At 69.6% G+C, this 25978-nt stretch carries 20 protein-coding genes; 10 read left to right on the top strand and 10 right to left on the bottom strand.

Going from position 1 to position 25978, the window contains the following annotated elements:
* The first annotated feature begins 142 nt into the window (after positions 1-142).
* Together ACFYXB_RS13575 and ACFYXB_RS13570 are read left to right on the top strand one after the other, a co-directional pair.
* Entirely contained in the window at positions 143-1198 is a 1056-nt protein-coding gene (locus ACFYXB_RS13575) for an LLM class F420-dependent oxidoreductase (RefSeq protein ID WP_351347609.1), read from the top strand.
* 270 nt (positions 1199-1468) lie between these two features.
* Positions 1469-2260, top strand: a complete 792-nt coding sequence (locus ACFYXB_RS13570; RefSeq protein ID WP_389581261.1) for a ferritin-like domain-containing protein — start codon at positions 1469-1471, stop codon at positions 2258-2260.
* Positions 2261-2273: 13 nt separating this feature from the next.
* Here the strand turns inward: ACFYXB_RS13570 and corA are convergent, their stop codons facing one another.
* Entirely contained in the window at positions 2274-3272 is a 999-nt protein-coding gene (gene corA / locus ACFYXB_RS13565) for a magnesium/cobalt transporter CorA (protein WP_351347613.1), read from the bottom strand.
* 62 nt (positions 3273-3334) lie between these two features.
* On the opposite strand from corA, the gene ACFYXB_RS13560 reads away from it, so the two are divergent.
* From ACFYXB_RS13560 to mshC, 4 genes are all read left to right on the top strand, one after another.
* Complete coding sequence (locus ACFYXB_RS13560; protein WP_388499642.1) at positions 3335-4021, top strand: histidine phosphatase family protein; 687 nt, start codon at positions 3335-3337, stop codon at positions 4019-4021.
* Positions 4022-4108: 87 nt separating this feature from the next.
* The gene (locus tag ACFYXB_RS13555) at positions 4109-4699 is read left to right on the top strand and encodes a DUF3090 domain-containing protein (protein WP_351347616.1); all 591 of its coding nucleotides are present in this window, start codon (positions 4109-4111) and stop codon (positions 4697-4699) included.
* On the top strand, positions 4663-5493 hold the full coding sequence (locus ACFYXB_RS13550; protein WP_389581256.1) for an SCO1664 family protein: 831 nt from the start codon (positions 4663-4665) through the stop codon (positions 5491-5493). Before ACFYXB_RS13555 ends, ACFYXB_RS13550 begins: the two co-directional genes overlap by 37 nt.
* A gap of 110 nt (positions 5494-5603) precedes the next feature.
* On the top strand, positions 5604-6833 hold the full coding sequence (mshC, locus tag ACFYXB_RS13545; protein WP_389581254.1) for a cysteine--1-D-myo-inosityl 2-amino-2-deoxy-alpha-D-glucopyranoside ligase: 1230 nt from the start codon (positions 5604-5606) through the stop codon (positions 6831-6833).
* Between the two features lie 182 nt (positions 6834-7015).
* Here the strand turns inward: mshC and ACFYXB_RS13540 are convergent, their stop codons facing one another.
* The 7 genes from ACFYXB_RS13540 to ACFYXB_RS13510 form a co-directional block, all read right to left on the bottom strand.
* Positions 7016-8062 (bottom strand): PAC2 family protein, encoded by a 1047-nt coding sequence (locus ACFYXB_RS13540; protein ID WP_351347622.1) that lies wholly within the window; start codon positions 8060-8062, stop codon positions 7016-7018.
* Between the two features lie 162 nt (positions 8063-8224).
* Entirely contained in the window at positions 8225-8896 is a 672-nt protein-coding gene (locus tag ACFYXB_RS13535; protein WP_351347624.1) for a FadR/GntR family transcriptional regulator, read from the bottom strand.
* Between the two features lie 231 nt (positions 8897-9127).
* Positions 9128-9583, bottom strand: coding sequence for a phospholipase (locus ACFYXB_RS13530; protein WP_351347626.1), 456 nt, complete (start codon positions 9581-9583; stop codon positions 9128-9130).
* A 193-nt stretch (positions 9584-9776) separates the two neighbouring features.
* Positions 9777-11396 carry an FAD-dependent oxidoreductase gene (locus tag ACFYXB_RS13525; protein ID WP_389581249.1) on the bottom strand — a complete coding sequence of 540 codons (1620 nt, stop codon included), beginning with the start codon at positions 11394-11396 and terminating at the stop codon, positions 9777-9779.
* 9 nt (positions 11397-11405) lie between these two features.
* Complete coding sequence (gene glpK, locus ACFYXB_RS13520; RefSeq protein WP_351347630.1) at positions 11406-12944, bottom strand: glycerol kinase GlpK; 1539 nt, start codon at positions 12942-12944, stop codon at positions 11406-11408.
* Positions 12945-13062: 118 nt separating this feature from the next.
* On the bottom strand, positions 13063-13857 hold the full coding sequence (locus tag ACFYXB_RS13515) for an MIP/aquaporin family protein (RefSeq protein WP_351347632.1): 795 nt from the start codon (positions 13855-13857) through the stop codon (positions 13063-13065).
* Positions 13858-14252: 395 nt separating this feature from the next.
* Positions 14253-15017, bottom strand: coding sequence for an IclR family transcriptional regulator (locus ACFYXB_RS13510; RefSeq protein WP_389581244.1), 765 nt, complete (start codon positions 15015-15017; stop codon positions 14253-14255).
* 284 nt (positions 15018-15301) lie between these two features.
* On the opposite strand from ACFYXB_RS13510, the gene metH reads away from it, so the two are divergent.
* From metH to ACFYXB_RS13490, 4 genes are all read left to right on the top strand, one after another.
* Positions 15302-18817, top strand: a complete 3516-nt coding sequence (gene metH / locus ACFYXB_RS13505) for a methionine synthase (RefSeq protein WP_389581241.1) — start codon at positions 15302-15304, stop codon at positions 18815-18817.
* A gap of 871 nt (positions 18818-19688) precedes the next feature.
* The gene (locus tag ACFYXB_RS13500; protein WP_389581238.1) at positions 19689-20390 is read left to right on the top strand and encodes an HAD family hydrolase; all 702 of its coding nucleotides are present in this window, start codon (positions 19689-19691) and stop codon (positions 20388-20390) included.
* A 429-nt stretch (positions 20391-20819) separates the two neighbouring features.
* On the top strand, positions 20820-22424 hold the full coding sequence (locus ACFYXB_RS13495; RefSeq protein ID WP_389581235.1) for an ABC transporter substrate-binding protein: 1605 nt from the start codon (positions 20820-20822) through the stop codon (positions 22422-22424).
* Between the two features lie 71 nt (positions 22425-22495).
* Positions 22496-24076, top strand: a complete 1581-nt coding sequence (locus ACFYXB_RS13490; protein ID WP_389581525.1) for an ABC transporter substrate-binding protein — start codon at positions 22496-22498, stop codon at positions 24074-24076.
* A gap of 109 nt (positions 24077-24185) precedes the next feature.
* On the opposite strand, the gene ACFYXB_RS13485 is transcribed toward ACFYXB_RS13490, so the two are convergent.
* Both ACFYXB_RS13485 and ACFYXB_RS13480 read right to left on the bottom strand, forming a co-directional pair.
* The gene (locus ACFYXB_RS13485) at positions 24186-24857 is read right to left on the bottom strand and encodes a response regulator (protein ID WP_389581232.1); all 672 of its coding nucleotides are present in this window, start codon (positions 24855-24857) and stop codon (positions 24186-24188) included.
* 67 nt (positions 24858-24924) lie between these two features.
* Positions 24925-25830, bottom strand: coding sequence for a RecB family exonuclease (locus tag ACFYXB_RS13480; protein ID WP_351347642.1), 906 nt, complete (start codon positions 25828-25830; stop codon positions 24925-24927).
* Between the last annotated feature and the right edge of the window lie 148 nt (positions 25831-25978).

Here is a 25978-nt window from a genome sequence, read left to right as displayed (position 1 = left end):
CCCCGCAACGCGTCGCGCGGCGCCGCGGACCTGGGGCATGGCGCGTTCGCCACACTGTCGCGACAGACGCTGCCCGTTCCGCCTTCTCCCGCGCTAGTGTCTGCCCGACAACGACGTTACTGATCGGTAAGGAGATTCGGCCATGCAGCTCGGGATCAACCTCGGATACTGGGGTGCCGGGATGGACGCGGACAATCTGGCCGTGGCGCAGGAGGCCGAGCGGTTGGGCTATGCCGTGTGCTGGGCCGCCGAGGCGTACGGCTCCGACGCGGCCACCGTGCTCACCTGGGTCGCCGCGCAGACCGAGCGCATCGACGTCGGCTCGGCCATCTTCCAGATCCCGGCCCGCCAGCCGGCCATGACCGCGATGACCGCGGCGACACTGGACTCGCTGTCCAAGGGCCGCTTCCGGCTCGGCCTCGGCGTCTCCGGGCCGCAGGTTTCGGAGGGCTGGTACGGCGTCAAGTTCGACAAGCCACTCGCCCGCACCCGCGAGTACGTCGAGATCGTACGCAAGGCCATGACGCGCGAGCGCCTGTCGTACGAGGGCGAGCACTGGACGCTGCCGCTGCCCGGCGGCCCGGGCAAGCCGATCAAACTGACCGTGCACCCGGAGCGCGAGCACATCCCGCTCTACATCGCCGCCATCGGCCCGAAGAACCTCGAGCAGACCGGCGAGATCGCCGACGGCGCGCTGCTGATCTTCCCGTCCGCCGAGCACCTCGAGGACACCACCATCAAATACCTGCGCGCCGGGCGGGAGAAGGCGGGCAAGACCCTCGACGGGTTCGACATCTGCCCGACACTGCCGCTCGCCGTCGGCGAGGACCAGGACGTCGCCCGGCTCGCCGACACCTTCCGCCCCTACACCGCCCTGTACGTCGGCGGCATGGGCAGCCGCAAGCAGAACTTCTACAACCAGCTCGCCCAGCGCATGGGTTACGAGAAGGAAGCCGCCGAGATCCAGGACAAGTACCTGTCCGGCGACAAGCAGGGCGCCGCGGCCGCCGTACCGCAGGACCTGATCGACAAGACCACCCTGCTCGGCTCCGTGGAGCGCATCGCCGACCGGATGACGGCCTACGCCGCGGCCGGAGTCACCACCCTCACCCTCGCTCCCGCTGGCTTCACGCTCGACGAGCGGCTCGCCTCTCTGCGGGCCGGCACCGAGGCCCTGGAGCGCTCCGGGCTCGCGTAACACGGCGCACACACACGGAAGGGGATTTTCTGCGGCCGTGGTGGGGGCTCGGGGGTCTTCCCCGCCACGGCCGTCACGGGGAACAACGCGCCCGCGCCCGCGCGGTTACGCCCCCGGCACGACCCCCGTGCTCCTTCTTTCGGCGCAGTTGTCCGACACCCCTGTTGCGACACCCCTCGCGCGGCATTTGACTCGTTCTTTGTGGAACCCCACGGAAGCGGCGGAGACACGCCCCGCGGAACCCGCGAGTCCCGCAGAGAGGTGCCCACGATGCTGTCGCCCAAGAGTCTGTTCCAGGAGATCCTCGACAACGACGAGTCCTTCCGCCTCTTCTGCTCCATCGCCGCCAGCGGGGAGTCCCAGGGCGGCTGGGAGAACAGGCGGATCGCCGCACTGGTCCCCGAGAGCGAACGCCCACTCGCCCCCAAGATCGCCCGGCACGGCGCCGACGAGGACAAACACGGGCGGATCTTCCACGCGCTGCTGAGGAAACGCGGCCTCCAGCCCGTCCCCGTACCGCCCGACACCGACTACACGATGCTCCTGGAGCGGCAAGGCATCGGCCTGGCCCACGAGAAACTCAAGGCCGACGAGCCGCTCACCGTCCAGGACATCGTCATCTACCTCGCCCACAGCCGGGTCACCGAACAGCGGGCCTCCGAGCAGATGGAGCTGCTGCGCCGGTACTTCGGCGACGACCCGGGCATCGGTCGCGCGGTGCGGATGATCTCCCACGACGAGGACAACCACCTCGCCTACTGTCACGAGGAACTGCTCCGCTTCGCGCACGCCGGCCACGGCCGCGCCATCCAGCGGACCCTGCGCGAGTGCGCCCTGGCCGAGATCCGGATCCACCGGAACGTCAGCCTGGCCGTCACGGCCCGCATGGGCCGCATCCTCGGCTGGTCCAGGGGCAGGTCCGCACTCCTCGCGGCCGGCATCCACGCCCTGTACGCGTACGAGCGCCTCGCGGGCTGGCACCGGATGGTCGGTCTGCGGATGCCGGAGCGCCGCAACGCCCTGGGCGGCCCGCCGGCCACCACGGCTCCCGAGTTCGCCTGACCCCCGCAGGCGCCTACAGCCAGCCGCGCCGTTTGAACGTGCGGTACAGCAGCACCTCCAGCGTCGCCATCAGCGCGATCACCGCCGGATATCCGAACAGCCAGTGCAGCTCCGGCATGTGGTCGAAGTTCATGCCGTAGATCCCTGCGATCAGCGTGGGGACCGCGGCCATGGCCGCCCACGCCGAGATCTTCCGCATGTCGTCGTTCTGCCGCACGCTCATCTGCGCCAGATGCGCCGCGAGGACGTCCGACACCAGCCGGTCAAGGCCCTCCACGGACTCGTTCACGCGCAAGAGGTGGTCGGTGACGTCCCGGAAGAACGGGCGCGCCTTGTCGTGCACGAACGGCACCGACGCGACGTTCGGGCCCAGCCCCGCGAGCCTGGCCATCGGGACGCCCAACGGGACGGTCGCCCGGCGGAACTCCAGCACCTGCCGCTTGAAGGTGTAGATCCGCGACGCCGTGTTCCGCGAGCCGCCTGCGGTCGGCGAGAACACCTCCGTCTCCAACTCCTCCAGATCGGTGCCCAGCTCCGTGGCCACCTCCAGGTAGTGGTCGACGACCGCGTCGGTGATCGAGTACAGCACCCCGGTCGGACCGTGCCGCAGCATCTCGTGCTGCTCCTCCATCCGGCGCCGGACGGTGCTGAGCGGCGCGCCCTCGCCGTGCCGCACGGTCACCACGAAGGAGTCGCCGAGGAAGACCATCAGCTCACCGGCCGTCACGGTGTCGCTGTCCGGCTCGTAGATCACCGGCTTGAGCACCAAGAACAGCGAATCGTCGTACACCTCCAGCTTGGGCCGCTGATGCGCCTTCAAGGCGTCCTCGACGGCCAGCGGATGCAGTCCGAACTCCTCGGTGACCAGATCGAACTCCCGCTCCGTCGGCTCGTACAGGCCGATCCACAGGAAACTGTCGCCCCGGGCGCGCGCCTCCGCGAGGGCGTCGGAGAAGTCCTGCGGAGCCTCCTCACGTTCCCCGTCGCGGTAAAGGGCGCAGTCGACGATCACGCTGCGCATTCTCCCGTCGCCCGCCCCGCACCGCACCATGAGGTGCGCTTACGCTGGGCGGCATGCCCACGCTGATCCTCGTAAGGCACGGACGCTCCACCGCCAACACCGCGGGACTGCTCGCCGGCTGGACCCCGGGCGTCGCTCTGGACGAACGCGGCACCGCGCAGGCCGCCGCGCTGCCCGCACGGCTCGCCGCGCTGCCGATCTCCGAGGTGGTCACCAGCCCCCTGCAACGCTGCCAGGAGACCCTCCAGCCGCTGCTCGACGCCCGCCCCGGCCTGCGCGCGCACACCGACGAGCGGATCGGCGAGTGCCACTACGGCGACTGGTCCGGCCGCAAGCTCGCCGAGCTCAAGGACGAGCCGCTGATGCAGGTCGTCCAGGCGCATCCGTCGGCCGCCGCCTTCCCCGGCGGGGAGTCCATGCGGGCGATGCAGACGCGGGCCGCCGAGGCCGTGCGCGAGTGGAACGCGCGCGTGGAGCGCGACCACGGCGCCGACGCCGTCTACCTCATGTGCTCGCACGGCGACATCATCAAGTCCCTGGTCGCGGACGCGCTGGGCCTTCATCTCGACCTGTTCCAGCGGATCTCCGTCGAACCGTGCTCGATCACCGCGATCCGCTACACACGTCTCAGGCCGTTCCTCGTTCGTCTCGGTGACACCGGGGATTTCGCCTCCCTTGCCCCGCGCGAGGAACCGCCCGGGGAAGACGCACCGGTCGGGGGCGGTGCGGGCGCACCGTGATCGTCGCCCGCAGTAGGGTGAAGCGATTCACGTCATCGCGTTCACGCATGGAAGTTCACGCACTCTCGATTCCAATGGAGACAGGACGTGTCCCGTCAGGTGTTCCTCTATGACCCACCGGACCGCTTCGTGGCCGGCACGGTCGGGCTGCCCGGACGCCGTACGTTCTTCCTCCAGGCCACCGCCGGCCCCCGGGTGACCAGCGTGGCCCTGGAGAAGACTCAGGTCGCCGCACTCGCGGAGCGCATGGACGAGTTGCTCGACGAGGTCGTACGCCGTAGCGGCGGCAGCGCGCCGGTGCCCGCCGTCGCCCCCACCGAGGTCTCCGACAGCGCCCCCCTCGACACCCCCATCGAGGAGGAGTTCCGTGTCGGCACCATGGCCCTCGCCTGGGACGGCGAGGAGCAGCGCATGATCGTCGAGGCCCAGGCGCTCGTGGAACTGGACGCCGACTCCGAGGAGGACCTCGCGGAGGCCGAGGAACGGCTGCTCCAGGACGAGGAGAACGGCCCCCCGATGCTGCGGGTCCGGCTCACCGGCGCGCAGGCCAGGGCCTTCGCCAAGCGCGCCCTCGACGTCGTCAACGCGGGAAGGCCGCCGTGCCCGCTGTGCAGCCTCCCGCTCGATCCGGAAGGACACGTATGTCCGCGCCAGAACGGATACCGCCGGGGAGCGTGACGTCCGACACCGGCCCTGCCGAACTGCTCACCAAGGGCGAGCTGAAGGTACGCGGTCGCATTCGTGAGGCGTCCAACGCGGCGCTGTTCTGCACGGTCTCACTGGACGGGCTCGAGGCGTCCTGCATCTACAAGCCCATCGCCGGAGAGCGCCCGCTGTGGGACTTCCCCGACGGCACCCTCGCCGAGCGCGAGGTCGCCACGTACGAGGTCTCCGAGGCCACCGGTTGGGGGCTGGTGCCCACCACCGTCCTGCGCGAGGGGCCGTACGGCGAGGGCATGTGCCAGCTGTGGATCGACGCGGCCCCCGACGCCGAACTCCTCGCCCTGGTCGACGGCGAGGAGCCCGGCCCGGGCTGGAAGGCGATCGGCTTCGCCGAGGTCGGTGAGGGCAAGACCGCGCTGCTGGTGCACGCCGACGACGAGCGGCTGCGCCGGCTCGCCGTCCTCGACGCTGTGATCAACAACGCGGACCGCAAGGGCGGCCATCTGCTGCCCAACGCGGAGGGCCGCCTGTACGGCATCGATCACGGGGTCACCTTCAACGTCGAGAACAAGCTGAGGACGCTGCTGTGGGGCTGGGCGGGCGAGCCCCTCACCCCCGACGCGCTCGACGTCCTGGAGGGCCTGAAGGACGCCCTGGGCGACGGCGGCGCGCTGCATACGCGGCTGGCCGGGCTCATCACCGGCGCCGAACTCGCGGCCACACGCGCGCGTGTCGAGGCGTTGCTCATCTCCGGGAAGCACCCGGAGCCGAGCGGGGAGTGGCCGGCGATCCCCTGGCCGCCGGTGTAGCGGACCTTCGGGGGAGCACGTCGGCCGCCGGACCTGGCCAGATCGCCCATCCGGCCATCTGGCCAGGTCCGGTTCGTATACGCATCTTGTTGCCGGTTAGGCTCATGTACATGCATGCCTGGCCCGCTTCCGAGGTCCCCGCCCTGCCTGGTCAGGGCCGCGACCTGAGGATCCACGACACCGCGACCGGCGGTCTGGTAACCCTCCAGCCCGGTCCCGTCGCCCGTATCTACGTCTGCGGCATCACGCCGTACGACGCGACCCACATGGGTCACGCGGCGACCTACAACGCGTTCGACCTGGTTCAGCGCGTGTGGCTCGACACCAAGCGGCAGGTTCACTACGTCCAGAACGTCACCGACGTCGACGACCCGCTGCTCGAGCGCGCGGAGCGGGACGGCGTCGACTGGGTCGCCCTCGCCGAGAAGGAGACGGCCCTGTTCCGCGAGGACATGACCGCGCTCCGGATGCTCCCGCCCCAGCACTACATAGGCGCCGTCGAGGCGATACCCGGGATCGTCCCGCTCATCGAGCGGCTGCGCGAGATGGGCGCCGCCTACGAGCTGGAGGGCGACGTCTACTTCTCCGTCGAGTCCGACGCGCAATTCGGCTCGGTCTCCCACCTCGACGCCGCCGCGATGCGGCTGCTGTCCGCCGAGCGCGGCGGCGACCCGGACCGTCCGGGCAAGAAGAACCCGCTCGACCCGATGCTGTGGCTGGCCGCCCGTGAGGGCGAGCCCAGCTGGGACGGCGACTCGCTCGGCCCCGGCCGCCCCGGCTGGCACATCGAGTGCGTCGCCATCGCCCTGGACCACCTCGGCATGGGCTTCGACATCCAGGGCGGCGGCTCAGACCTGGCGTTCCCGCACCACGAGATGGGCGCCTCGCACGCCCAGGTGCTGACCGGCGAGTTCCCCATGGCCAAGGCGTACGTCCACGCCGGCATGGTCGCCCTGCACGGCGAGAAGATGTCCAAGTCCAAGGGCAACCTCGTCTTCGTCTCGCAGCTGCGCCGCGACGGCATCGACCCCGCCGCCATCCGCCTCGCCCTCCTCGCCCACCACTACCGCTCCGACTGGGAGTGGACCGACCAGGTGCTCACGGACGCGGTCGCACGACTCGGCCGCTGGCGCGCCGCCGTCTCCCGTCCCGACGGACCGGCCGCCGACGCGCTGGTCGAGCAGATCCGCGAGTCCCTCGCGAACGACTTGGACGCACCTGCCGCGCTGACCGCCGTGGACCGCTGGGTGGCACTGCAGAACGAACAGGGCGGCACGGACACCGGCGCACCGGGCGTCGTATCGCGCGCGGTTGACGCTCTGTTGGGCGTGGCGGTGTAGCACACCCGGGCAGCGCAGGGGCCGTTCCTCCCCCGGCAGGAGCGGCCCTTCGCCGTGTACAACCTGCGGGGATGGTTGAGACGACACCGACGCCGGACACCACCTGTTCCGTGACCGCCGTCCCGGCATGACGGCGAAGGGGCGGTACGCGACCCGCGTACCGCCCCTTTCAGTCCTTTGACTCAGTCCTCGGAGGTGTCCTCGTCGTCGCCGGACCCCGACGTGTCCCCGGACCCCGATGTGTCGGCGTCGCCGGACGTCCCGGAAGCGCCCGGCCTGGGCGGCTTCGGGGGGCGGGTGCGGCCGCTCGGGTTGTCCCGCAGATAGGAGGACGGGGACGAGCCCGGACCCTCCCCGCCGTCCGCCGTGGCGTGTCCGCCCGGCGGGTTCACGTCCCGGCGTCGCAGATAGCGCTCGAACTCGCGGGCGATCGCCTCGCCCGACGCCTCCGGCAGCTCAGCGGTGTCCCGGGCCTCCTCCAGCGTCTGAACGTACTCGGCGACCTCGCTGTCCTCGGCGGCCAGCTGGTCCACGCCCACCTGCCAGGCGCGCGCGTCCTCGGGCAGCTCGCCCAGCGGAATGCGCAGGTCGAGCAGGTCCTCCAGACGGTTGAGCAGCGCCAGCGTGGCCTTCGGGTTGGGTGGCTGCGACACATAGTGCGGTACGGCGGCCCACAGCGACACCGCCGGGACGCCCGCGTGCGTGCACGCCTCCTGGAGGACGCCGACGATGCCCGTCGGCCCCTCGTACTTGGTCTCCTCCAGGTCCATGCGCTGGGCCAGGTCCGGATCGGACGTGACCCCGCTGACCGGGACCGGGCGCGTGTGCGGGGTGTCGCCGAGCAGGGCACCCAGGACGACCACCAGCTCCACGCCCAGCTCGTGCGCGAAGCCCAGCAGCTCGTTGCAGAACGAGCGCCAGCGCATGGACGGTTCGATGCCGCGCACGAGCACCAGGTCACGCGGCTTCTCGCCGCTGACACGCACCACCGACAACCTTGTCGTCGGCCATGTGATCTTGCGCGCGCCGCCGTCCATGAACACCGTGGGGCGGTTCACCTGGAAGTCGTAGTAGTCCTCGGCGTCCAGCGCCGCGAACACCTCGCCCTTCCACTCCCTCTCCAGATGCGCGACCGCGGTGGAGGCGGCGTCGCCGGCATCGTTCCAGCCCTCGAACGCGGCCACCATGACCGGGTCGATCAGCTCGGGAACCCCCTCGAGCTCGATCACCCAGCGCCTCCTTCCGACGTGCCCTCGCGTACGTCCCAACCTTACGGCGTCCGGCGGGGGCGCCCGCAGCCCCCTTGCACGGGGGAGTGAACGGATCACTGCCCCGTTCGCCGCCCTCGAACACCCTTCGCCGCAGCCCAGCCGCCCCGCCCCGGCGGCACGTCACAGAGTGCTGCGCAACCACTGCTCCACGCTCGCGATGTGCACCGTCGCCCAGGACCCCGCCGCCTCCGCGTCCCGGTCCTGCAGCGCGGCCAGGATCGCCCGGTGCTCGCGCAGGGTGCGGCCGACCGCGTCCTCCTGGGTCAGCCCGCGCCAGATCCGGGCCCGGGTGGTCGGCCCGGACAGACCGTCGAGCAGCGAGCACAGCACCGAGTTGCCGGAGCTGTGCACGATGCCCCGGTGGAACTCCAGATCGCAGGCCACCAGCTCCTCCACCGAGGGCGCGGTGCCGAGCGCGTCCAACTGGGCCGTCAGCGCCTCCAGTTGCTGCTCGCTGATCCGGGAGGCCGCCATCGCCGTCGCGGCCGGCTCCAGGATCCGGCGCACGGCGAGGAACTCCAGGACGGTGTCGTCGCGGTGGAAGTCGACGACGAAACTCACCGCCTCCAGCAGCAGTTGCGGGTCCAGACTGGTGACATACGTGCCGTCGCCCTGTCGTACGTCCAGGATCCGGATCAGCGACAGGGCACGCACGGCCTCCCGCAGGGAGTTGCGGGACAGGCCCAGTTCGGCGGCGAGTTCGCTCTCCTTGGGGAGGCGGTCGCCGGGGTGCAGTGCACCGGAGACGATCATGTCCTTGATCTTCTCGATCGCCTCGTCGGTGACTGCCATGGCGGGCCTCCCAGTGCGCTCGGACATTCGGCTCAGACATCCGATGTCTTTGCACATTATGGAGGTATGGGGGTACTCACCAGGGCCTGTTCGGACCAGCGCCGCCTGCCGACCGGCCGGCTCTTCCAACTCCCTCTGAACACACGGTATTCGCCGGGCGTAGCCACTCCTCGTCGGCGAGGCCGGGTGCGGCGGTGAACCGCACCCGGCCCGGGCTAATATGACGATGCGTCAGCCGAACGCCTTCACGGCCTGGTAGTAGGTCCAGGCGGTGCCGTCGCAGGCGGTCTTCGTGGCACCGCTGTAGTTGTTGCACACGCGCTTGAGGTCCTCGTACAGGGCGCTGTCGAGGCGGGACTTGTTGGCGCTGAACGTGCCGGCGGCCTTGTAGTTGCGGTAGCCGAAGTCGTGGCGGGCGCAGGACATGGCGAAGGGGAAGCCGAACGGGTTGTCCGGCGAGGAGGAGCAGTAGTCGGTGGACCAGTCGAAGCCGTAGGCGGACCACGCCGACTGGTTCGCGCGGGCGGCGGCCCAGGAGTTGTAGCTGGACGCGCTGGTCTGGGTCCAACTGGCCAGCACCTGGGGCTTGTCGGCGGGCGCAGCGGTGGCGGCGGTGGCTGTGGCGGTGACGGTGAGCAGGGCAAGGGCCGAGGCGGCAAGGCCGGTGACGAATCGACGACGGTGCATCCCACACCTCCATGAAAAACTGCGATCCGCCCATCGGATCGCAGGTTCATGACAATGAAGGTGTCAGCTCGAACTTGCCTTCCATGCCGCACGTGTCCTAATGGATCGTTAACTCTTGGCCAGCGACGCCCGGCAGCCGAAAGGGGCGGCTCCACCGGTGTGGAGCCGCCCCTTTCCGTCTGGGGTCTCGGGCCTACTTCTTCTGGTCGAGCACGTCCTGGACCCCGGCGCGGACCTCGTCCGTCGCCAGGCCCCGGACCGTCAGCGTCGTACGGCGGCGCAGCACGTCGTCCGTCGTCTCGGCCCACTCGTTGTCCCGGGCCCAGACGACCTGCGCCCAGATCTCCGGCGCGTCCGGGTGGATGCGCGCTGCCAGCTGCGCGTCGTCGTTCGCCAGCCGGGCGATGTCGAAGGCCAGCGAACCGTAGTGCGTGGCCAGGTGCTTGGCGGTGTCGGCGGCCATGCGCGGACCCGGCGCCGGCCGGTCCACCAGCAACCGGTGCGCCACGGCACGGGGATTGGCGACACCGGGCAGCGGCAGCTTCTTCGGCAGCGAGGCGATCGGCTCGAAGTCGTCGCCGAGCGGGTGGCCCGGCAGCGCCTCCAGCTTCTTCATGACCGTACGGCCGATGTGCCGGAAAGTCGTCCACTTGCCGCCCGCGACGGACAGCATGCCGCCCCTGCCCTCGGTCACCACGGTCTCGCGCTTGGCCTTCGCCGTGTCACCGGGGCCGCCCGGCAGCACGCGCAGACCCGCGAAGGCGTAGGTGATGAGGTCACGGTCGAGCTGCTGGTCGCGGATGGAGAACGCGGCCTCGTCGAGTATCTGGGTGATGTCCTTCTCGGCGACCGCGACGTCCGCCGGATCGCCCTCGTACGCCTCGTCGGTCGTGCCGAGCAGGAGCATGTCCTCCCACGGGAGGGCGAAGGTGATGCGGTACTTGTCGATGGGGGTCGCGAGCGCGGCCTTCCAGGGGGCGGTCCGCTTCAGGACCAGATGCGCGCCCTTCGACAGCCGGATCGACGGTGCCGCATCGGGGTCCTCCATCTTGCGCAGGTGATCCACCCAGGGACCGGTCGCGTTCAGCACCAGGCGGGCGTCGACACCGAACTCGTCGCCGGACAACCGGTCGCGCAGCTCGGCGCCGGTGACCCGGCCCTTGGTGAACCGCAGGCCGGTGACCTCGGCGTGGTTGAGGACGACGGCGCCCGACTCGACGGCCGCGCGGACCGTCATCAGCGCCATGCGCGCGTCGTTCATCTGGTCGTCGCCGTACACGGCCACGGCCTTGAGGTTCTCGGTGCGCAGCTCGGGAACGTCCTGCGCCGCCTTCGCGGGGGAGAGCAGGTGGCCCACGCCGTCACCGAACGCGGAGAGCGCGGAGTAGGCGAAGACGCCCGCCCCGAGCTTCGCCGCCCCGTGCGGTCCCCCCTTGTACACGGGGAGGTAGAAGGTGAGCGGGTTCGCCAGATGGGGGGCCACCTGGCGGGAGACCGCACGGCGCTCGAAGTGGTTCTCCGCCACCAGCTTCACCGCGCCGGTCTGCAGATAGCGCAGACCGCCGTGGAGCAGCTTGGAGGAGGCGGACGAGGTGGCGCCGGCGAAGTCGCCGGCGTCGACCAGGGCCACCCTCAGGCCGGACTGCGCGGCGTGCCAGGCGGTGGAGATGCCCAGAATGCCGCCGCCGATCACGAGAAGGTCGTACGACGCCTTGGCGAGCTGCTCCCGGGTCTCGGCGCGGCTCGGGTTGGAGCCGGAGGCCGGGTGCGTCCCCAGGGCAGGCACGGACTGCAGGGTTGGCTGACTGGTCATGTCGGGTTCTTACTCCTCGTGCTCGATCCAGCCCATGGTCCGATCGACCGCCTTGAGCCAGTTCTTGTGTTCACGGTCGCGGGTCTCCGCGTCCATGCGGGGGGTCCACTCGGCGGCCCGGCGCCAGTTGGCGCGCAGGTCGTCGGTGTTGGTCCAGAAGCCGACGGCGAGACCGGCGGCGTAGGCGGCGCCCAGGGCGGTGGTCTCGGCGACCATCGGGCGCACCACGGGGGCGTCCAGCACGTCGGCGAGGGTCTGCATCAGCAGATTGTTCGCGGTCATGCCGCCGTCCACCTTCAGCGTGGCCAGCTCGACGCCGGAGTCCTTGGTCATCGCGTCCGCGATCTCCCGCGTCTGCCAGGCGGTGGCCTCCAGGACGGCGCGGGCGAGGTGCGCCTTGGTGACGTACCGGGTCAGACCGGCGATCACACCGCGGGCGTCCGAGCGCCAGTACGGGGCGAACAGACCGGAGAAGGCAGGTACGAAGTAGGCGCCGCCGTTGTCCTCGACCGTCAGCGCGAGCGTCTCGATCTCGGCGGCGGTGGAGATCAGGCCCATCTGGTCGCGCATCCACTGCACCAGGGAGCCGGTGACGGCGATCGAGCCCTCCAGGGCGTAGACCGTCTTCTGGTCGCCGATCTTGTAGCCGACGGTCGTCAGCAGCCCGCTGTACGAGTTGATGATCTTGTCGCCGGTGTTCATCACCATGAAGGTGCCGGTGCCGTACGTCGACTTGGTCTCGCCCTCGGAGAAACAGGTCTGGCCGAACAGGGCCGCCTGCTGGTCGCCGAGCGCGGACGCCACCGGGATGCCGCCGAGCAGCTCACCGAGCCGGCCGCCCGCGACCTCGCCGTAGATCTCGGCGGAGGAACGGATCTCGGGCAGGATCCGCGTCGGCACGCCGATGGACTCGGCGATCTTCTCGTCCCACTGCATCGTGTGCAGGTTCATGAGGAGGGTGCGGGAGGCGTTGGTGACGTCGGTGACGTGCTTGCCGCCGTCGACACCGCCGGTGAGGTTCCAGATGACCCAGGTGTCCATGGTGCCGAAGAGGATGTCGCCCGCTTCGGCGCGCTCACGCAGGCCCTCGACGTTGTCGAGCAGCCAGCGGGCCTTGGGGCCGGAGAAGTACGAGGCCAGCGGCAGGCCCGTCTCGCGGCGGAAGCGGTCCTGGCCGACGTTGCGCCCCAGTTCCTTGGTCAGGGTGTCGGTGCGGGTGTCCTGCCACACGATGGCGTTGTGGACGGGCTCACCGGTGTTCTTGTCCCACAGCACGGTGGTCTCGCGCTGGTTGGTGATGCCGATGGCCTTGATGTCGTCGCGCGTGATGCCGGCCTTCTCGACGGCTCCTGCGACGACCTCCTGGACGTTGGTCCAGATCTCGTTGGCGTTGTGCTCGACCCAGCCCGGCTTCGGGAAGATCTGCTCGTGCTCCTTCTGGTCGACGGAGACGATACGGCCGTCCCGGTCGAAGACGATGCAGCGGCTGGAGGTCGTGCCCTGGTCGATCGCGGCGATGAACGGGCCTGCCGTGTGGGCGTCGGTCACTGTGTGCTCCTGGGGTTCCGTGGTCTTGGGGCTGTACGTACGGCGCGTGCTGTGAGGCTCGGTGCTCGATGGACTCGATGCCCGATGGCGTCGAAGGTGCTTGCAGGCGAGGTTCTCTCTAAGCAAATGCGACGTTGTAGATGCCTGCAGCGATCGCGCCGCCGATCAGTGGACCGACGACCGGGATCCAGGCGTAGCTCCAGTCGGAGCCGCCCTTGTTGGGCAGCGGCAGGAGGGCGTGCACGATGCGCGGGCCGAGGTCACGGGCCGGGTTGATGGCATAGCCGGTCGGGCCGCCGAGGGACAGGCCGATGGCGACGACCACCAGCGCGGTGATCAGACCGCCCAGGACGCCGAGGCCGTTGCCCTTGTCGTTCAGGCCCTGCGTGAGGACCGCGAGGATCAGCACGATGGTGCCGATGATCTCCGTGAGGAGGTTCTGCACCGCGTTCCGGATCTCCGGACCGGTGGAGAAGATGCCGAGCACCGGGCCGGCGCCGGTCTCCTCGGCCTCGACGCTCTTGGCGACGGTGGCCTGCGCGCCGGGACCGCCGACGATCTCCTTGTCGGTGAGATGCGCCTGGAACTGGCCGTAGTAGGCGACCCAGACCAGGGCGGCGCCGATCATCGCGCCGAGCAGCTGGCCGGCGAAGTAGACCGGAACGTTGCTCCACTCGCCGTCCTTGATGGCGAGGGCCAGCGTGACGGCGGGGTTGAGATGGGCGCCGGAGAGCGGCCCGGAGATGTACACCGCCGTCAGAACGGCGAAACCCCACCCGAAGGCGATGGCGAGCCAGCCGGCGTTGCGGGCCTTGGAGGCCTTCAGCGTGACGGCGGCACAGACGCCACCGCCCAGCAGGATGAGTATGGCGGTACCGATGGTCTCGCCGATGAAGATGTCGGAGCTGGACACCCGCGACTCCTTTGTCCTTCGTCCAGGTAAGCCGAACCCCCGGGTTCCTCCGGGGGTTCTGGCGCCCTCGGGGATGAGAGCTGTGCCGGCTCTGGCGTTGTCGCACTCTAGCGTGTATTTCCGTTACGCGTTCGACAATGCCGACCGATGGACGCGAGTCTTGCTCCGGCGTCACGCGTGCGTCAAGAGTTTGGTTATCGAAAACCTGATCGTTATTGATTGCCGCGAGCTGTAGATCGCCGCGCGTCGGAACGCGTCGCGGCGGCGTATGCACCCAGAGTGTCGATCTGTATTTTCGTGTGGCTTTGTCCAGCTCGGAACACGAGTGAGGCCGGAACGCCGTCAGGCGAACCGGCCTCAGCCGTCAGGCATCTGCGGACACGTATCGGCGGGGCTCAGAACCGCCCCGCGCCCAGGTCCCGCGACACCGCGCGGGCACAGTCCCGCACCGCCGCGATCAGCTCGGAGCGCAGCTCCCCGTCCCGGCTCAGCCGCTCCACCGCGCCGGTGATGCCGACCGCCCCGACCGGCATGCGCCGCCGGTCGTGGATGGGTGCGGCGAGCGACGCCACGCCCTCCCAGGTCTCCTCGATGTCGGCCGCGTACCCACGCGCGCGCGTGATGTCGAGGATGTGCTCGAAGCCCTCCAGCTCGCACACCGTACGGTCAGTGAACGCCTTGCGGTCGGCCTCCAGGGCCTCGCTGTGCGCCACGGGGTCGTAGGCCGCCAGCACCTTGCCCAGGGCGGTGGAGTGCAGGGGCTGCATGGCGCCGATCTCCAGCACCTGCCGGCTGTCGTCGGGCCGGAAGACGTGGTGCACTATCAAAACGCCATGCTGGTGCAGGACCCCCAGATAGACGCTCTCCCCGCTGGAACGGGCCAGGTCGTCCGTCCACACCAGCGCCCGCGCCCGCAGCTCGTGCACGTCGAGGTACGTGGTGCCCAGCCGCAGCAGCTCCGCGCCCAGCTGATAGCGCCCGGAGGCTTCGTCCTGCTCCACGAAGCCCTCCTGCTGGAGGGTGCGCAGAATGCCGTGGGCCGTGCCCTTGGCGAGACCCAGCGACGAGGCGATGTCCGAGAGTCCGAGCCGTCGCTCGCCGCCCGCCAGCAGCCGCAGCATCGCGGCCGCCCGCTCGAGCGACTGGATGTTCCGTGCCATCGCCGTACTGCCTCCGTCCCTTCGCGTGTCGACACGCGAAGCCGCGCTGCCATTGTTCGGCAATGTCGAACACTACCGGTCCATGACGACCTACCGCTAACGGTCGGTCGATTCCTGTTACGTCACACCTGGCACGGGCGCGGCCCCCTCGCCAAACCCGTCCGCCCCGTGGACGCCCTGCCCATCCAAGCCCACTCCCGGTTACCCTGACGCCGTGTGTGCCGCTCGGACCCGTTCCGGGAAGCCGCAAAGCCGACAGCCGTCGCATCCCAGGGAGACCCTTCATGGCCTCGTTGCCGCCGACCCCTTCCGCCGACAGCCGGACCCGCGTGTCCGCGCTCCGAGAAGCGCTCGCCACCCGAGTGGTGGTCGCCGACGGAGCGATGGGCACCATGCTCCAGGCCCAGGAACCCACCCTCGAGGACTTCGAGAACCTCGAGGGCTGCAACGAGATTCTCAACCTCACCCGCCCGGACATCGTCCGCTCCGTCCACGAGGCGTACTTCTCCGTGGGCGTCGACTGCGTCGAGACGAACACGTTCGGGGCCAACCACTCCGCCCTCGGCGAGTACGACATCGCCGACCGCGTGTACGAGCTGTCCGAGGCGGGCGCCCGGGTGGCCCGGGAGGTCGCGGACGAGTTCGGCGCCCGCGACGGTCGGCAGCGCTGGGTCCTGGGCTCCATGGGCCCCGGCACCAAGCTGCCCACCCTGGGCCACGCCCCGTACACGACCCTGCGCGACGCCTACCAGCGCAATGCTGAAGGCCTGGTCACCGGTGGCGCCGACGCGCTGCTTGTCGAGACCACCCAGGACCTGCTGCAGACCAAGGCCGCCGTGCTCGGCGCCCGTCGCGGCCTGGAGGCTCTCGGCCTGGAGGTGCCGCTGATCGTCTCGGTGACCGTCGAGACCACCGGCACGATGCTGCTCGGCTCGGAGATCGGCGCTGCACTGACGGCCCTGGAGCCACTCGGCATCGACATGATCGGCCTGAACTGCGCGACCGGCCCGGCCGAGATGAGCGAGCACCTGCGCTATCTCGCCCGCCACTCCCGCATCCCCCTGTCGTGCATGCCGAACGCCGGCCTGCCGGTGCTGGGCAAGGACGGCGCCCACTACCCGCTGACGGCCCCGGCGCTGGCCGACGCCCAGGAGACCTTCGTACGCGAGTACAGCCTCTCCCTCATCGGCGGCTGCTGCGGCACCACCCCCGAGCACCTGCGACAGGTCGTCGAGCGCGTCCGGGACGTCACACCGCCCAATCGCGACCCGCGGCCCGAGCCCGGCGCGGCCTCCCTCTACCAGACGGTCCCGTTCCGGCAGGACACCTCGTACCTGGCCATCGGTGAGCGCACCAACGCCAACGGCTCCAAGAAGTTCCGCGAGGCCATGCTGGACGGCCGCTGGGACGACTGCGTGGAGATGGCGCGCGAGCAGATCCGCGAGGGCGCGCACATGCTCGACCTGTGCGTCGACTACGTCGGCCGGGACGGTGTCGCCGACATGGAGGAGCTGGCCGGACGCTTCGCCACCGCCTCGACGCTGCCGATCGTCCTCGACTCCACCGAGGTCGACGTCATCCGCGCCGGCCTGGAGAAGCTCGGCGGCCGCGCTGTCATCAACTCGGTCAACTACGAGGACGGCGACGGGCCGGAGTCCCGGTTCGCCAAGGTCACGGAGTTGGCCCGGGAACACGGCGCTGCGCTGATCGCGCTGACCATCGACGAGGAGGGCCAGGCCCGCACCCCTCAGAAGAAGGTCGAGATCGCCGAACGGCTGATCGCCGATCTGACCGGGAACTGGGGCGTCCACGAGTCGGACATCCTGATCGACACCCTGACCTTCACGATCTGCACCGGTCAGGAGGAGTCCCGCAAGGACGGCATCGCCACCATCGAGGCCATCCGCGAGCTCAAGCGCCGCCACCCCGACGTGCAGACCACGCTGGGCCTGTCGAACATCTCCTTCGGCCTCAACCCGGCCGCCCGCATCCTGCTCAACTCCGTCTTCCTCGACGAATGCGTGAAGGCGGGCCTGGACTCGGCCATCGTCCACGCGTCGAAGATCCTGCCGATCGCACGCTTCACCGAGGAAGAGGTCACCACGGCCCTCGACCTCGTCTACGACCGCCGCAGCGAGGGCTACGACCCGCTGCAGAAGCTGATGGCCCTGTTCGAGGGCGCCACCGCCAAGTCCCTGAAGGCGGGCAAGGCCGAGGAACTGGCCGCGCTGCCGTTGGAGGAGCGACTCAAGCGGCGCATCATCGACGGCGAGAAGAACGGCCTGGAGGCCGACCTGGGCGAGGCGCTCGCGACACGCCCCGCCCTGGACATCGTCAACGAGACGCTGCTGGACGGGATGAAGGTCGTCGGTGAGCTGTTCGGTTCCGGCCAGATGCAGTTGCCGTTCGTGCTCCAGTCCGCCGAGGTCATGAAGTCGGCCGTCGCCTATCTCGAGCCGCACATGGAGAAGTCCGACGCCGAGGGCAAGGGCACCATCGTGCTGGCGACCGTGCGCGGAGACGTGCACGACATCGGCAAGAACCTCGTCGACATCATCCTGTCCAACAACGGCTACAACGTCGTCAACCTCGGCATCAAGCAGCCCGTCTCCGCCATCCTGGAGGCTGCCGAGGAGCACCGGGCCGACGTCATCGGCATGTCCGGACTCCTGGTCAAGTCCACGGTGATCATGAAGGAGAACCTGGAGGAGCTCAACCAGCGCGGCCTGGCGGCGAATTACCCCGTCATCCTCGGCGGCGCGGCGCTCACCCGGGCCTATGTCGAGCAGGACCTGCACGAGCTCTACGAGGGCGAGGTGCGCTACGCCCGCGACGCCTTCGAGGGACTGCGCCTGATGGACGCCCTCATCGGGGTCAAGCGAGGCGTGCCCGGGGCGAAGCTGCCCGACCTCAAGCAGCGCCGGGTCCGCGCGGCGGCCGCGGTCGAGGTCGAGGAGCGGCCGGAGGAAGGACACATCCGCTCCGACGTCGCGACCGACAACCCGGTGCCGACGCCGCCGTTCTGGGACACGCGCGTCATCAAGGGCATCCAGCTCAAGGAGTACGCGAGCTGGCTCGACGAGGGCGCGCTGTTCAAGGGGCAGTGGGGGCTGAAGCAGGCCCGCACCGGCGACGGGCCGACGTACGAGGAACTGGTCGACACCGAGGGCCGACCGCGCCTGCGCGGCCTGCTGGACCGGCTCCAGACGGAGAACCTCCTCGAAGCCGCCGTGGTCTACGGCTACTTCCCCTGCGTGTCCAAGGACGACGACCTGATCATCCTGGACGAACGCGGCAACGAACGCACCCGCTTCACCTTCCCGCGCCAGCGCCGCGGCCGCCGCCTGTGCCTCGCGGACTTCTTCCGGCCGGAGGAGACGGGGGAGACGGACGTGGTCGGCCTCCAGGTCGTCACCGTCGGCTCACGCATCGGCGAGCAGACGGCGAAGCTGTTCGAGGCGAACTCGTATCGCGAGTACCTCGAACTGCACGGTCTGTCCGTGCAGTTGGCCGAGGCACTCGCCGAGTACTGGCACGCGCGCGTGCGTTCGGAGCTGGGCTTCGCCGGTGAGGACCCGGACGACATCGAGGACATGTTCGCCCTGAAGTACCGGGGCGCCCGCTTCTCCCTCGGCTACGGCGCCTGCCCCAACCTCGAGGACCGCGCCAAGATCGCCGAACTCCTGCAGCCGGAACGCATCGGCGTCCACCTCTCGGAGGAGTTCCAGCTCCACCCCGAACAGTCCACGGACGCGATCGTCATCCACCACCCGGAGGCAAAGTACTTCAACGCCCGCTGAACCCTCCGGGGGTTTGCCGGAAGACCCACCTGAACCGGAACCGATCCGGGACCTGAGCTTCGCCCGGGGTGCGTTCGGGTGGGGCTTCGCCCGGGGTACGTCTGGGTGGGGTTTCCCCGGGGGCGGGGCCTGCGCTTCGGCTTGGGCGTGTCTGGGCGGTGCGGGCCTGCGGGGCCGGCCGGGGCGTGGGCTTCGGCTTGGGCGTGTCTGGGCGGTGCGGGCCTGCGGGGCCGGCCGGGGCGTGGGCTTCGGCCTGGGCGTGCTTGAGCGGGGCTCGCAGGGGCGGTTGGGGCGCGGGCTTCGGCCCGGGCGTGTCTGGGCGGGGCGTGGGCTTCCGCATGGTCATGTCCGGGCGGGTTTTGCCGGCGGCCCGTCGGGGCCGCGGGTACAGCCCCGGGGCATGTCTGGGCCAAGGTTCCCGGGAGGCCGCCGTAGCGCGGCCTTCGGCGTCGCTCCCGAACCTGCTGTGTTTCGGCGCGGGGCCTTCCGGGGCCGTGCGGGGGTGGGGTCTCGGGGGCGGTTGCGCGTCCGGCGTGGTTCGGGGGTGGTGCGGTGTTCCCGTTTCGGGGTGGCGCCGGGATGCGGGGCCGGCTCCCGGGTTCGCCGCTGTGGAGCGTTCTCGGGCGGTGCGGGACGTTGGGCTTCGAGGACGGTTGCGCGTCCGCCATGGTCCGGGGCGGCGGGGTGCTCCGCCTCGGACCCCGCCTGGAGTCCGCCCCGGCCCCACTCCCCCCGCCGTTTTCCGACGTGACCCGGGCCACGGGCGGTGCGCGAGGCGTTTGCGTGGTGGGCGACGTACACTGGTCGGTCCACCGCAGGCCGGTTCCCCGTCAGGGAACCGGCCTGGTCGTCCCCCAAGGAGGTGCGCCGGATGACCACCACGGTCCCCGCGCTCGGAACCCGTACGGCGGAAGGGTCTGCCCTGCAGGCCGTCCTCCTCGACATGGACGGCACCTTGGTGGACACCGAGGGCTTCTGGTGGGACGTCGAGGTCGAGGTCTTCGCCGCCCTGGGCCACCGCCTGGACGATTCCTGGCGGCATGTCGTGGTCGGCGGCCCCATGACCCGCAGCGCCGGCTTCCTGATCGAGGCCACGGGCGCCGACATCCTCCTCGACGAGCTCTGCACCCTGCTCAACGACGGCTTCGAGGACCGGATCGGCCGCGCCCTGCCGCTGATGCCCGGCGCCGCCCGGCTCCTCGCCGAACTGCACGAGCAGGAGATCCCCACCGCCCTGGTCTCCGCCTCGCACCGCCGCATCATCGACCGCGTGCTCACCACCCTGGGCCCCCATCACTTCGCCCTCTCCGTCGCCGGCGACGAGGTCTCCCGCACCAAGCCGTACCCGGACCCGTATCTGCTCGCCGCCACCGGTCTCGGCGTGGACCCGGTCCGCTGCGCCGTCGTCGAGGACACCGCCACCGGCGTCGCCTCGGCCGAGGCCGCCGGCTGCCACGTGGTCGCGGTGCCGTCCGTCGCGCCCATCGCCCCGGCCGTCCGGCGCACCGTGGTGTCCTCCCTCGAAGAGGTGGACCTGACATTTCTGCGCGGCCTGATGACGGAAATGCACTAGCCGTTCACCCAGCGTGCAAAGTCCATTGCAGTCGACTGGACAAAAATCCGCCGCAGTACACCCACGTAATTCAAAGCAGGCCGCCTGGCCGAATTCCGGTGCCGACCAACCGAGTTGACGGTGTGACGTTCGACACGCCGCTGGGGGTCGACATCGCTACCGAGGTGTGCGTAACACCCCCGATCGGGGGCAGTTGGCGTGCCCTTGTGTCCTGATTGATGGAACGCTGCACTAATCCTGCCGCTGTCGGGTTTTCGGTGCGTCCACACCCGGTTTCACTGCGTGATGGGACCTCAACTCCGGCGGCCGTGAACGCTCGTGCCGGTGCCGACTAATGTCATCGCGAGAACATCGCCCTTACCCCGTGTTCCGCCGCAACACCCCTGCATGTCGGGTACACGGATCGAACAGCTCTGGAGAAACTCGAGCATGAACCGTAAGACTTTGGTGCTGCCGGCCATGGTCGGCCTGCTCGCGCCGGTTCTCGCCGCGTGCGGTGGATCCGACAGTGGCAGCAACAGCGGCGACGCGATCGTCGTCGGCACCACGGACCGGTTCACCACTACCAAGGACGCCCCGGCGCCGCTCGACCCCGCCTACGCCTACGACGTCGGCACCTGGAACATCCTGCGCCAGACCGTGCAGACCCTGATGATCCAGCCCAAGGGCGAGGGCGACCCGGTACCCGAGGCCGCCGAGAGCTGCGGCTTCACCGACACCGGCAACGAGCGCTACGCCTGCAAGCTCCGCAACGGCCTGAAGTTCGCCGACGGCGACGCCATCACCGCCGAGGACGTCAAGTACTCCATCGAGCGGGCCCTGCGCATCAAGGCCGACTCCGGTGTGTTCGCCCTGCTGTCCACCATCGACACCGTCGAGACCCAGGGCGACCGCGAGGTGATCTTCCACCTCAAGACCGCCGACGCCACCTTCCCGTACAAGCTGTCCACTCCGGTCGCGGGCATCGTCAACCCCAAGGACTACGAGAAGGACAAGCTGCGCGACGGCTTCGACGTGGACGGCTCCGGCCCCTACACCTTCCAGGCCGGCGTCAAGGACGACGCGATCGACGTCGCCACCTTCACCAAGAACCCCAACTACAAGGGGAGTCTGAAGGTGAACAACGACAAGGTGCAGATGCGCTCCTTCACGGACGCGGACGCGATGGGCACCGCCATCGACAAGGGCGACATCGACGTCATGACGCGCAGCATGACGCCGTCGCAGATCCAGAAGCTCGACGCCGGCTCCGACCAGAACGTCGACCTCGTTGAGATGCCCGGCCTGGAGATCCGCTACCTGGCCTTCAACACCAACGCGCCCACCGTGAAGACGAAGGCCGTCCGCCAGGCCATGGCCCAGATCGTCAACCGCGGCGAACTCGTCTCCAAGGTGTACGGCTCCCAGGCCGAGCCGCTGTACTCGCTGGTCCCGGCCACCATCACCGGCCACTCCAACTCGTTCTTCAACAAGTACGGCGACCCGAGCCCGGACAAGGCCAAGTCGCTGCTCGAGAAGGCCGGTATCACCACCCCGGTGAAGGTGACGCTGCACTACACGACGGACCACTACGGCGCCGCCACCAAGCAGGAGTTCGAGGTCCTGCAGAAGCAGCTCAACGACAGCGGCCTGTTCCAGGTCGACATCAAGGGCACGCCCTGGGACGCCTTCCGGCCCGCCGAGCAGAAGGGCCAGTACGACGTCTACGGCATGGGCTGGTTCCCGGACTTCCCGGACGCGGACAACTACCTCGCGCCGTTCCTCGACAAGGACAACTTCCTGGGCTCGCCGTACACCAACAACGTCATCCGCGGCACCCTGATTCCGCAGTCCCGCCGCGAGGCCGACCGGCTCGCCGCCGCCAAGAGCCTCACCACCATCCAGGACATCGTCGCCGAGGACGTCCCCGTGCTGCCGCTGTGGCAGGGCAAGCAGTACGTCGCCGCACGGGACGACATCACGGGCGCCTCGTACGCGCTCAACTCCTCCTCGACGCTTCAGCTGTGGGAGCTCGGCCGCGGTGTGAGCGGCTGACAGCCCTCTTCAGCCCGGGGCCCGGGAGAAGGGGCCCCGGGATCTTGAGAACCGACGAGAAGGCACATGAAGTGAACATGCGCAACCAGTGGCCGGTCCTCCCGGTCGTGGCAGGGCTGGCCTCCAGCCTGTTGACCGGCTGCGGCAGCGAGACCGGCGGGAGTGCGGGCAACGGCTCCAGCGTGGTCGTGGGAATGTCCGACGACGTCCTCGCCACCGACCCCGCCTCCGGATACGACCCCGGCTCCTGGCTGTTGTTCAACAACGTGTTCCAGTCGCTGATGAGCTTCCCCAAGGGCGGCACCGAACCCGAGCCGGAGGCCGCCAAGGAATGCGGCTTCACCGACGGCGCGGCCAAGGTCTACCGGTGCACCCTCAAGGACGGCCTCAAGTTCAGCAACGGCGACGCGCTCACCGCCGAGGACGTGAAGTTCTCCTTCGACCGCATGCTGAAGATCAACGACGCCGGCGGTCCCGCGATCATGTTCCCGATGCTCGACAAGGTCGAGACACCGGACACGAAGACCGTCGTCTTCCGGCTGAAGGCCTCCGACGCGACCTTCCCCAGCAAGATCGCCTCCGGTGCCGGATCCATCGTCGACCACCGCCAGTACGATGCGAACAGCCTCCGCGACGACAAGCAGGCCGTCGGCTCAGGACCGTACAAGCTGGACTCCTTCAGCGACGACGAGGCCGTCTTCTCGGTCAACCCCGGCTACAAGGGCACCGCCAAGGTCAACAACTCCGGCGTCACCCTCAAGTTCTTCCACGACGACCGCAGCGCACTGAAGAAGGCACTCCTCGACGACAAGGTCGACATCGCCTACCGAGGCCTCACCGCGGCCGACATCACCGACATCGACCAGCAGGACGACAGCAAGGGGGTCGGGGTCGTCGAGGGCAGCAGCGCCGAGGTCCAGCACCTGGTCTTCAACATGAACGACCCGGTCGCCGGCAAGCTCGGCGTCCGCAAGGCCATGGCCTACCTGCTCGACCGCGACGCCCTGATCAAGGACGTCTACCAGGGCACCGCAACCCCCCTGTACTCCATCGTCCCGGCCGGTATCGCGGGCCACAACACCGCCTTCTTCGACACCTACGGCGCCCGCCCCTCCAAGGCCAAGGCAGCGGCGGCTCTCCAGGCCGAAGGCATCACCGGCAAGGTCAAGCTCACCCTCTGGTCCACCCCGTCGCGCTACGGCCCGGCCACCGACCAGGAGCTCAGGACCATCGCCAACCAGCTCAACGCCAGCGGCCTGTTCGACGCGGACGTCAAGTCCGTCGCCTTCGGCCAGTACGAGAAGGACATCGCCAAGGGCAAGTACGGCGTGTACGTGAAGGGCTGGGTGCCCGACTACCCGGACGCCGACAACTTCACGGCCCCCTTCTTCGGCAAGGACAACGTGCTCGGCAACAACTACGCCAACAGCACGATCACCGGCGCGCTCATCCCCGGCACCGCCGCCCAGAGCGACCGCGCCGCCACCGACAAGGACTTCGGCCGGCTCCAGGACATCGTCGCCGACGAACTGCCCGTCCTGCCCGTCTGGCAGGCCAAGCAGTACGCGGTCGTCCGCGACGGCGTCTACGGCCTCGAGTACTGCCTCGACGCCTCGACCGTGTTCCGCTTCTGGGAACTCAGCAAGAGCTGACGACCCACCCCGCCCACGCTGAGGGCGCCCCCTGAACCGGACTCCGCGGACTCCGGAAGAGGGCGCCCTCGCGGCCGTCGTACGACCCCTGCCACGGGCCCGGGCCGCCCTACTGCGCGCCGGGGCGCACCAGCCCGCTCTCGTACGCGTACACCGCCGCCTGCACCCGGTCACGCAGGCCCAGCTTCGTCAGCACATGCCCGACATGCGTCTTGACGGTCGTCTCGCTCACGAACAGGTCGGCGGCGATCTCCGCGTTCGACAGCCCGCGTGCCACCAGCTTCAGCACCTCGACCTCACGGTCGGTGAGTGTGTGCAGCGTGTCCGGCACCGGCTCCTCGCCGGACGGCAGATGCGTCGCATACTTGTCCAACAGCCGCCGCGTGATGCTCGGCGCCAGCATCGCCTCGCCCGAGGCCACCACCCGGATCGCCTGCACCAGCTCATTGGCGGGCGCATCCTTCAGCAGGAACCCACTGGCTCCCGCACGCAGCGCCTCCACCACATACTCGTCCAGATCGAACGTGGTCAGCACCAGCACCTTCGCCGGGCCGTCCCGCCCCGGTCCGGAGATCTGCCGGGTCGCCTCCACCCCGTCCATCCGTGGCATGCGGATGTCCATCAGCACCACATCCGGCTGCAGGGCACGGACCTGATCGAGAGCCTGAAGGCCGTCTCCGGCCTCGCCGACGACCGCGATGTCCTGCTCCGCCTCCAGGATCATCCGGAAGCCGGTACGCAGCAGCGGCTGGTCATCGACCAGTAGGACGCGGATGGCCACGAAAGTCTCCTTCGTTAGTCCGGGCCCATTCTGCCCTGAGCGTGTTTGTCGGTTCGCCTCAAGGGCGCTAAAGCGACTCGGCCGCTCTCACCGGCAGCGGATACGGCGGGGGAGTGCCCCCGAACTCCGGGCAGTGCGCCTGATGGTCGCACCAGCCGCACAGCTTCGTCGGACGCGGCCGCCAGTCACCCGACTCCGTCGCCGCCCGGATCGCCTCCCACAACGCCAGCAGCTTGCGCTCCACCCGCTCCAGATCGGCCAGGACCGGGTCGTACGTCAGCACATCTCCGCTGCCCAGATACACGAGCTGAAGCCGCCGCGGGATCACCCGCTTCAGCCGCCACACCACCAGCGCGTAGAACTTCATCTGGAACAGCGCGCCCTCGGCGTACTCCGGCCGCGGCGCCTTGCCCGTCTTGTAGTCGACGATCCGCACCTCGCCGGTCGGCGCCACATCCACCCGGTCGATGATCCCGCGCAGCCGCAGCCCCGAATCCAGCTCCGCCTCGACGAACAGCTCCCGCTCCGCAGGCTCCAGCCGAGTCGGATCCTCCAGCGTGAACCACCGCTCCACCAGCCGCTCCGCCTCGCCGAGCCAGCGCGCCAGCCGCTCGCCCTCCGGATCGTCGGCGAACAGCTCCACGACCTCCGGCTTCGACTCCCGCAGACGGTCCCACTGGCCCGGGATCAGCGACTTGGCGCGCGGCGCCGTACGCTCGGCGGCCGGCGCGTCGAAGAGCCGCTCCAGGACCGCGTGCACCAACGTCCCCCTCGTCGCCGCCTCGCTCGGCTTCTCCGGGAGCCGGTCGATCACCCGGAACCGGTACAGCAACGGGCACTGCATGAAGTCACCGGCACGCGAGGGCGACAGGGACGCGGGCGCTATGGCAAGGGGCGTCGCGCTCGCGGCCGTACCGACCGCCGCCGTATCGTTGGGCCGGGGCTCCGTGGCACCCTCGATGCTGCTGTCCATGACCACAGACCATACGTGCCACCACTGACAGTGACCCAGCCGCAGGCTCGGGCCCCGGACGACGGCGGGGCAAACACGGGGGGTGCCGGGGCGGAACGAGTCACGACGGCCGCATACCATCGACCCCAGACCCTTCCGCCCGGCTGGC

This window comes from Streptomyces sp. NPDC002619 (assembly GCF_042889305.1).
Classification (GTDB): domain Bacteria; phylum Actinomycetota; class Actinomycetes; order Streptomycetales; family Streptomycetaceae; genus Streptomyces.
The sequence above is the reverse complement of the archived record's forward strand: the minus strand, read 5'-3'. Positions and strand labels throughout refer to the sequence as shown.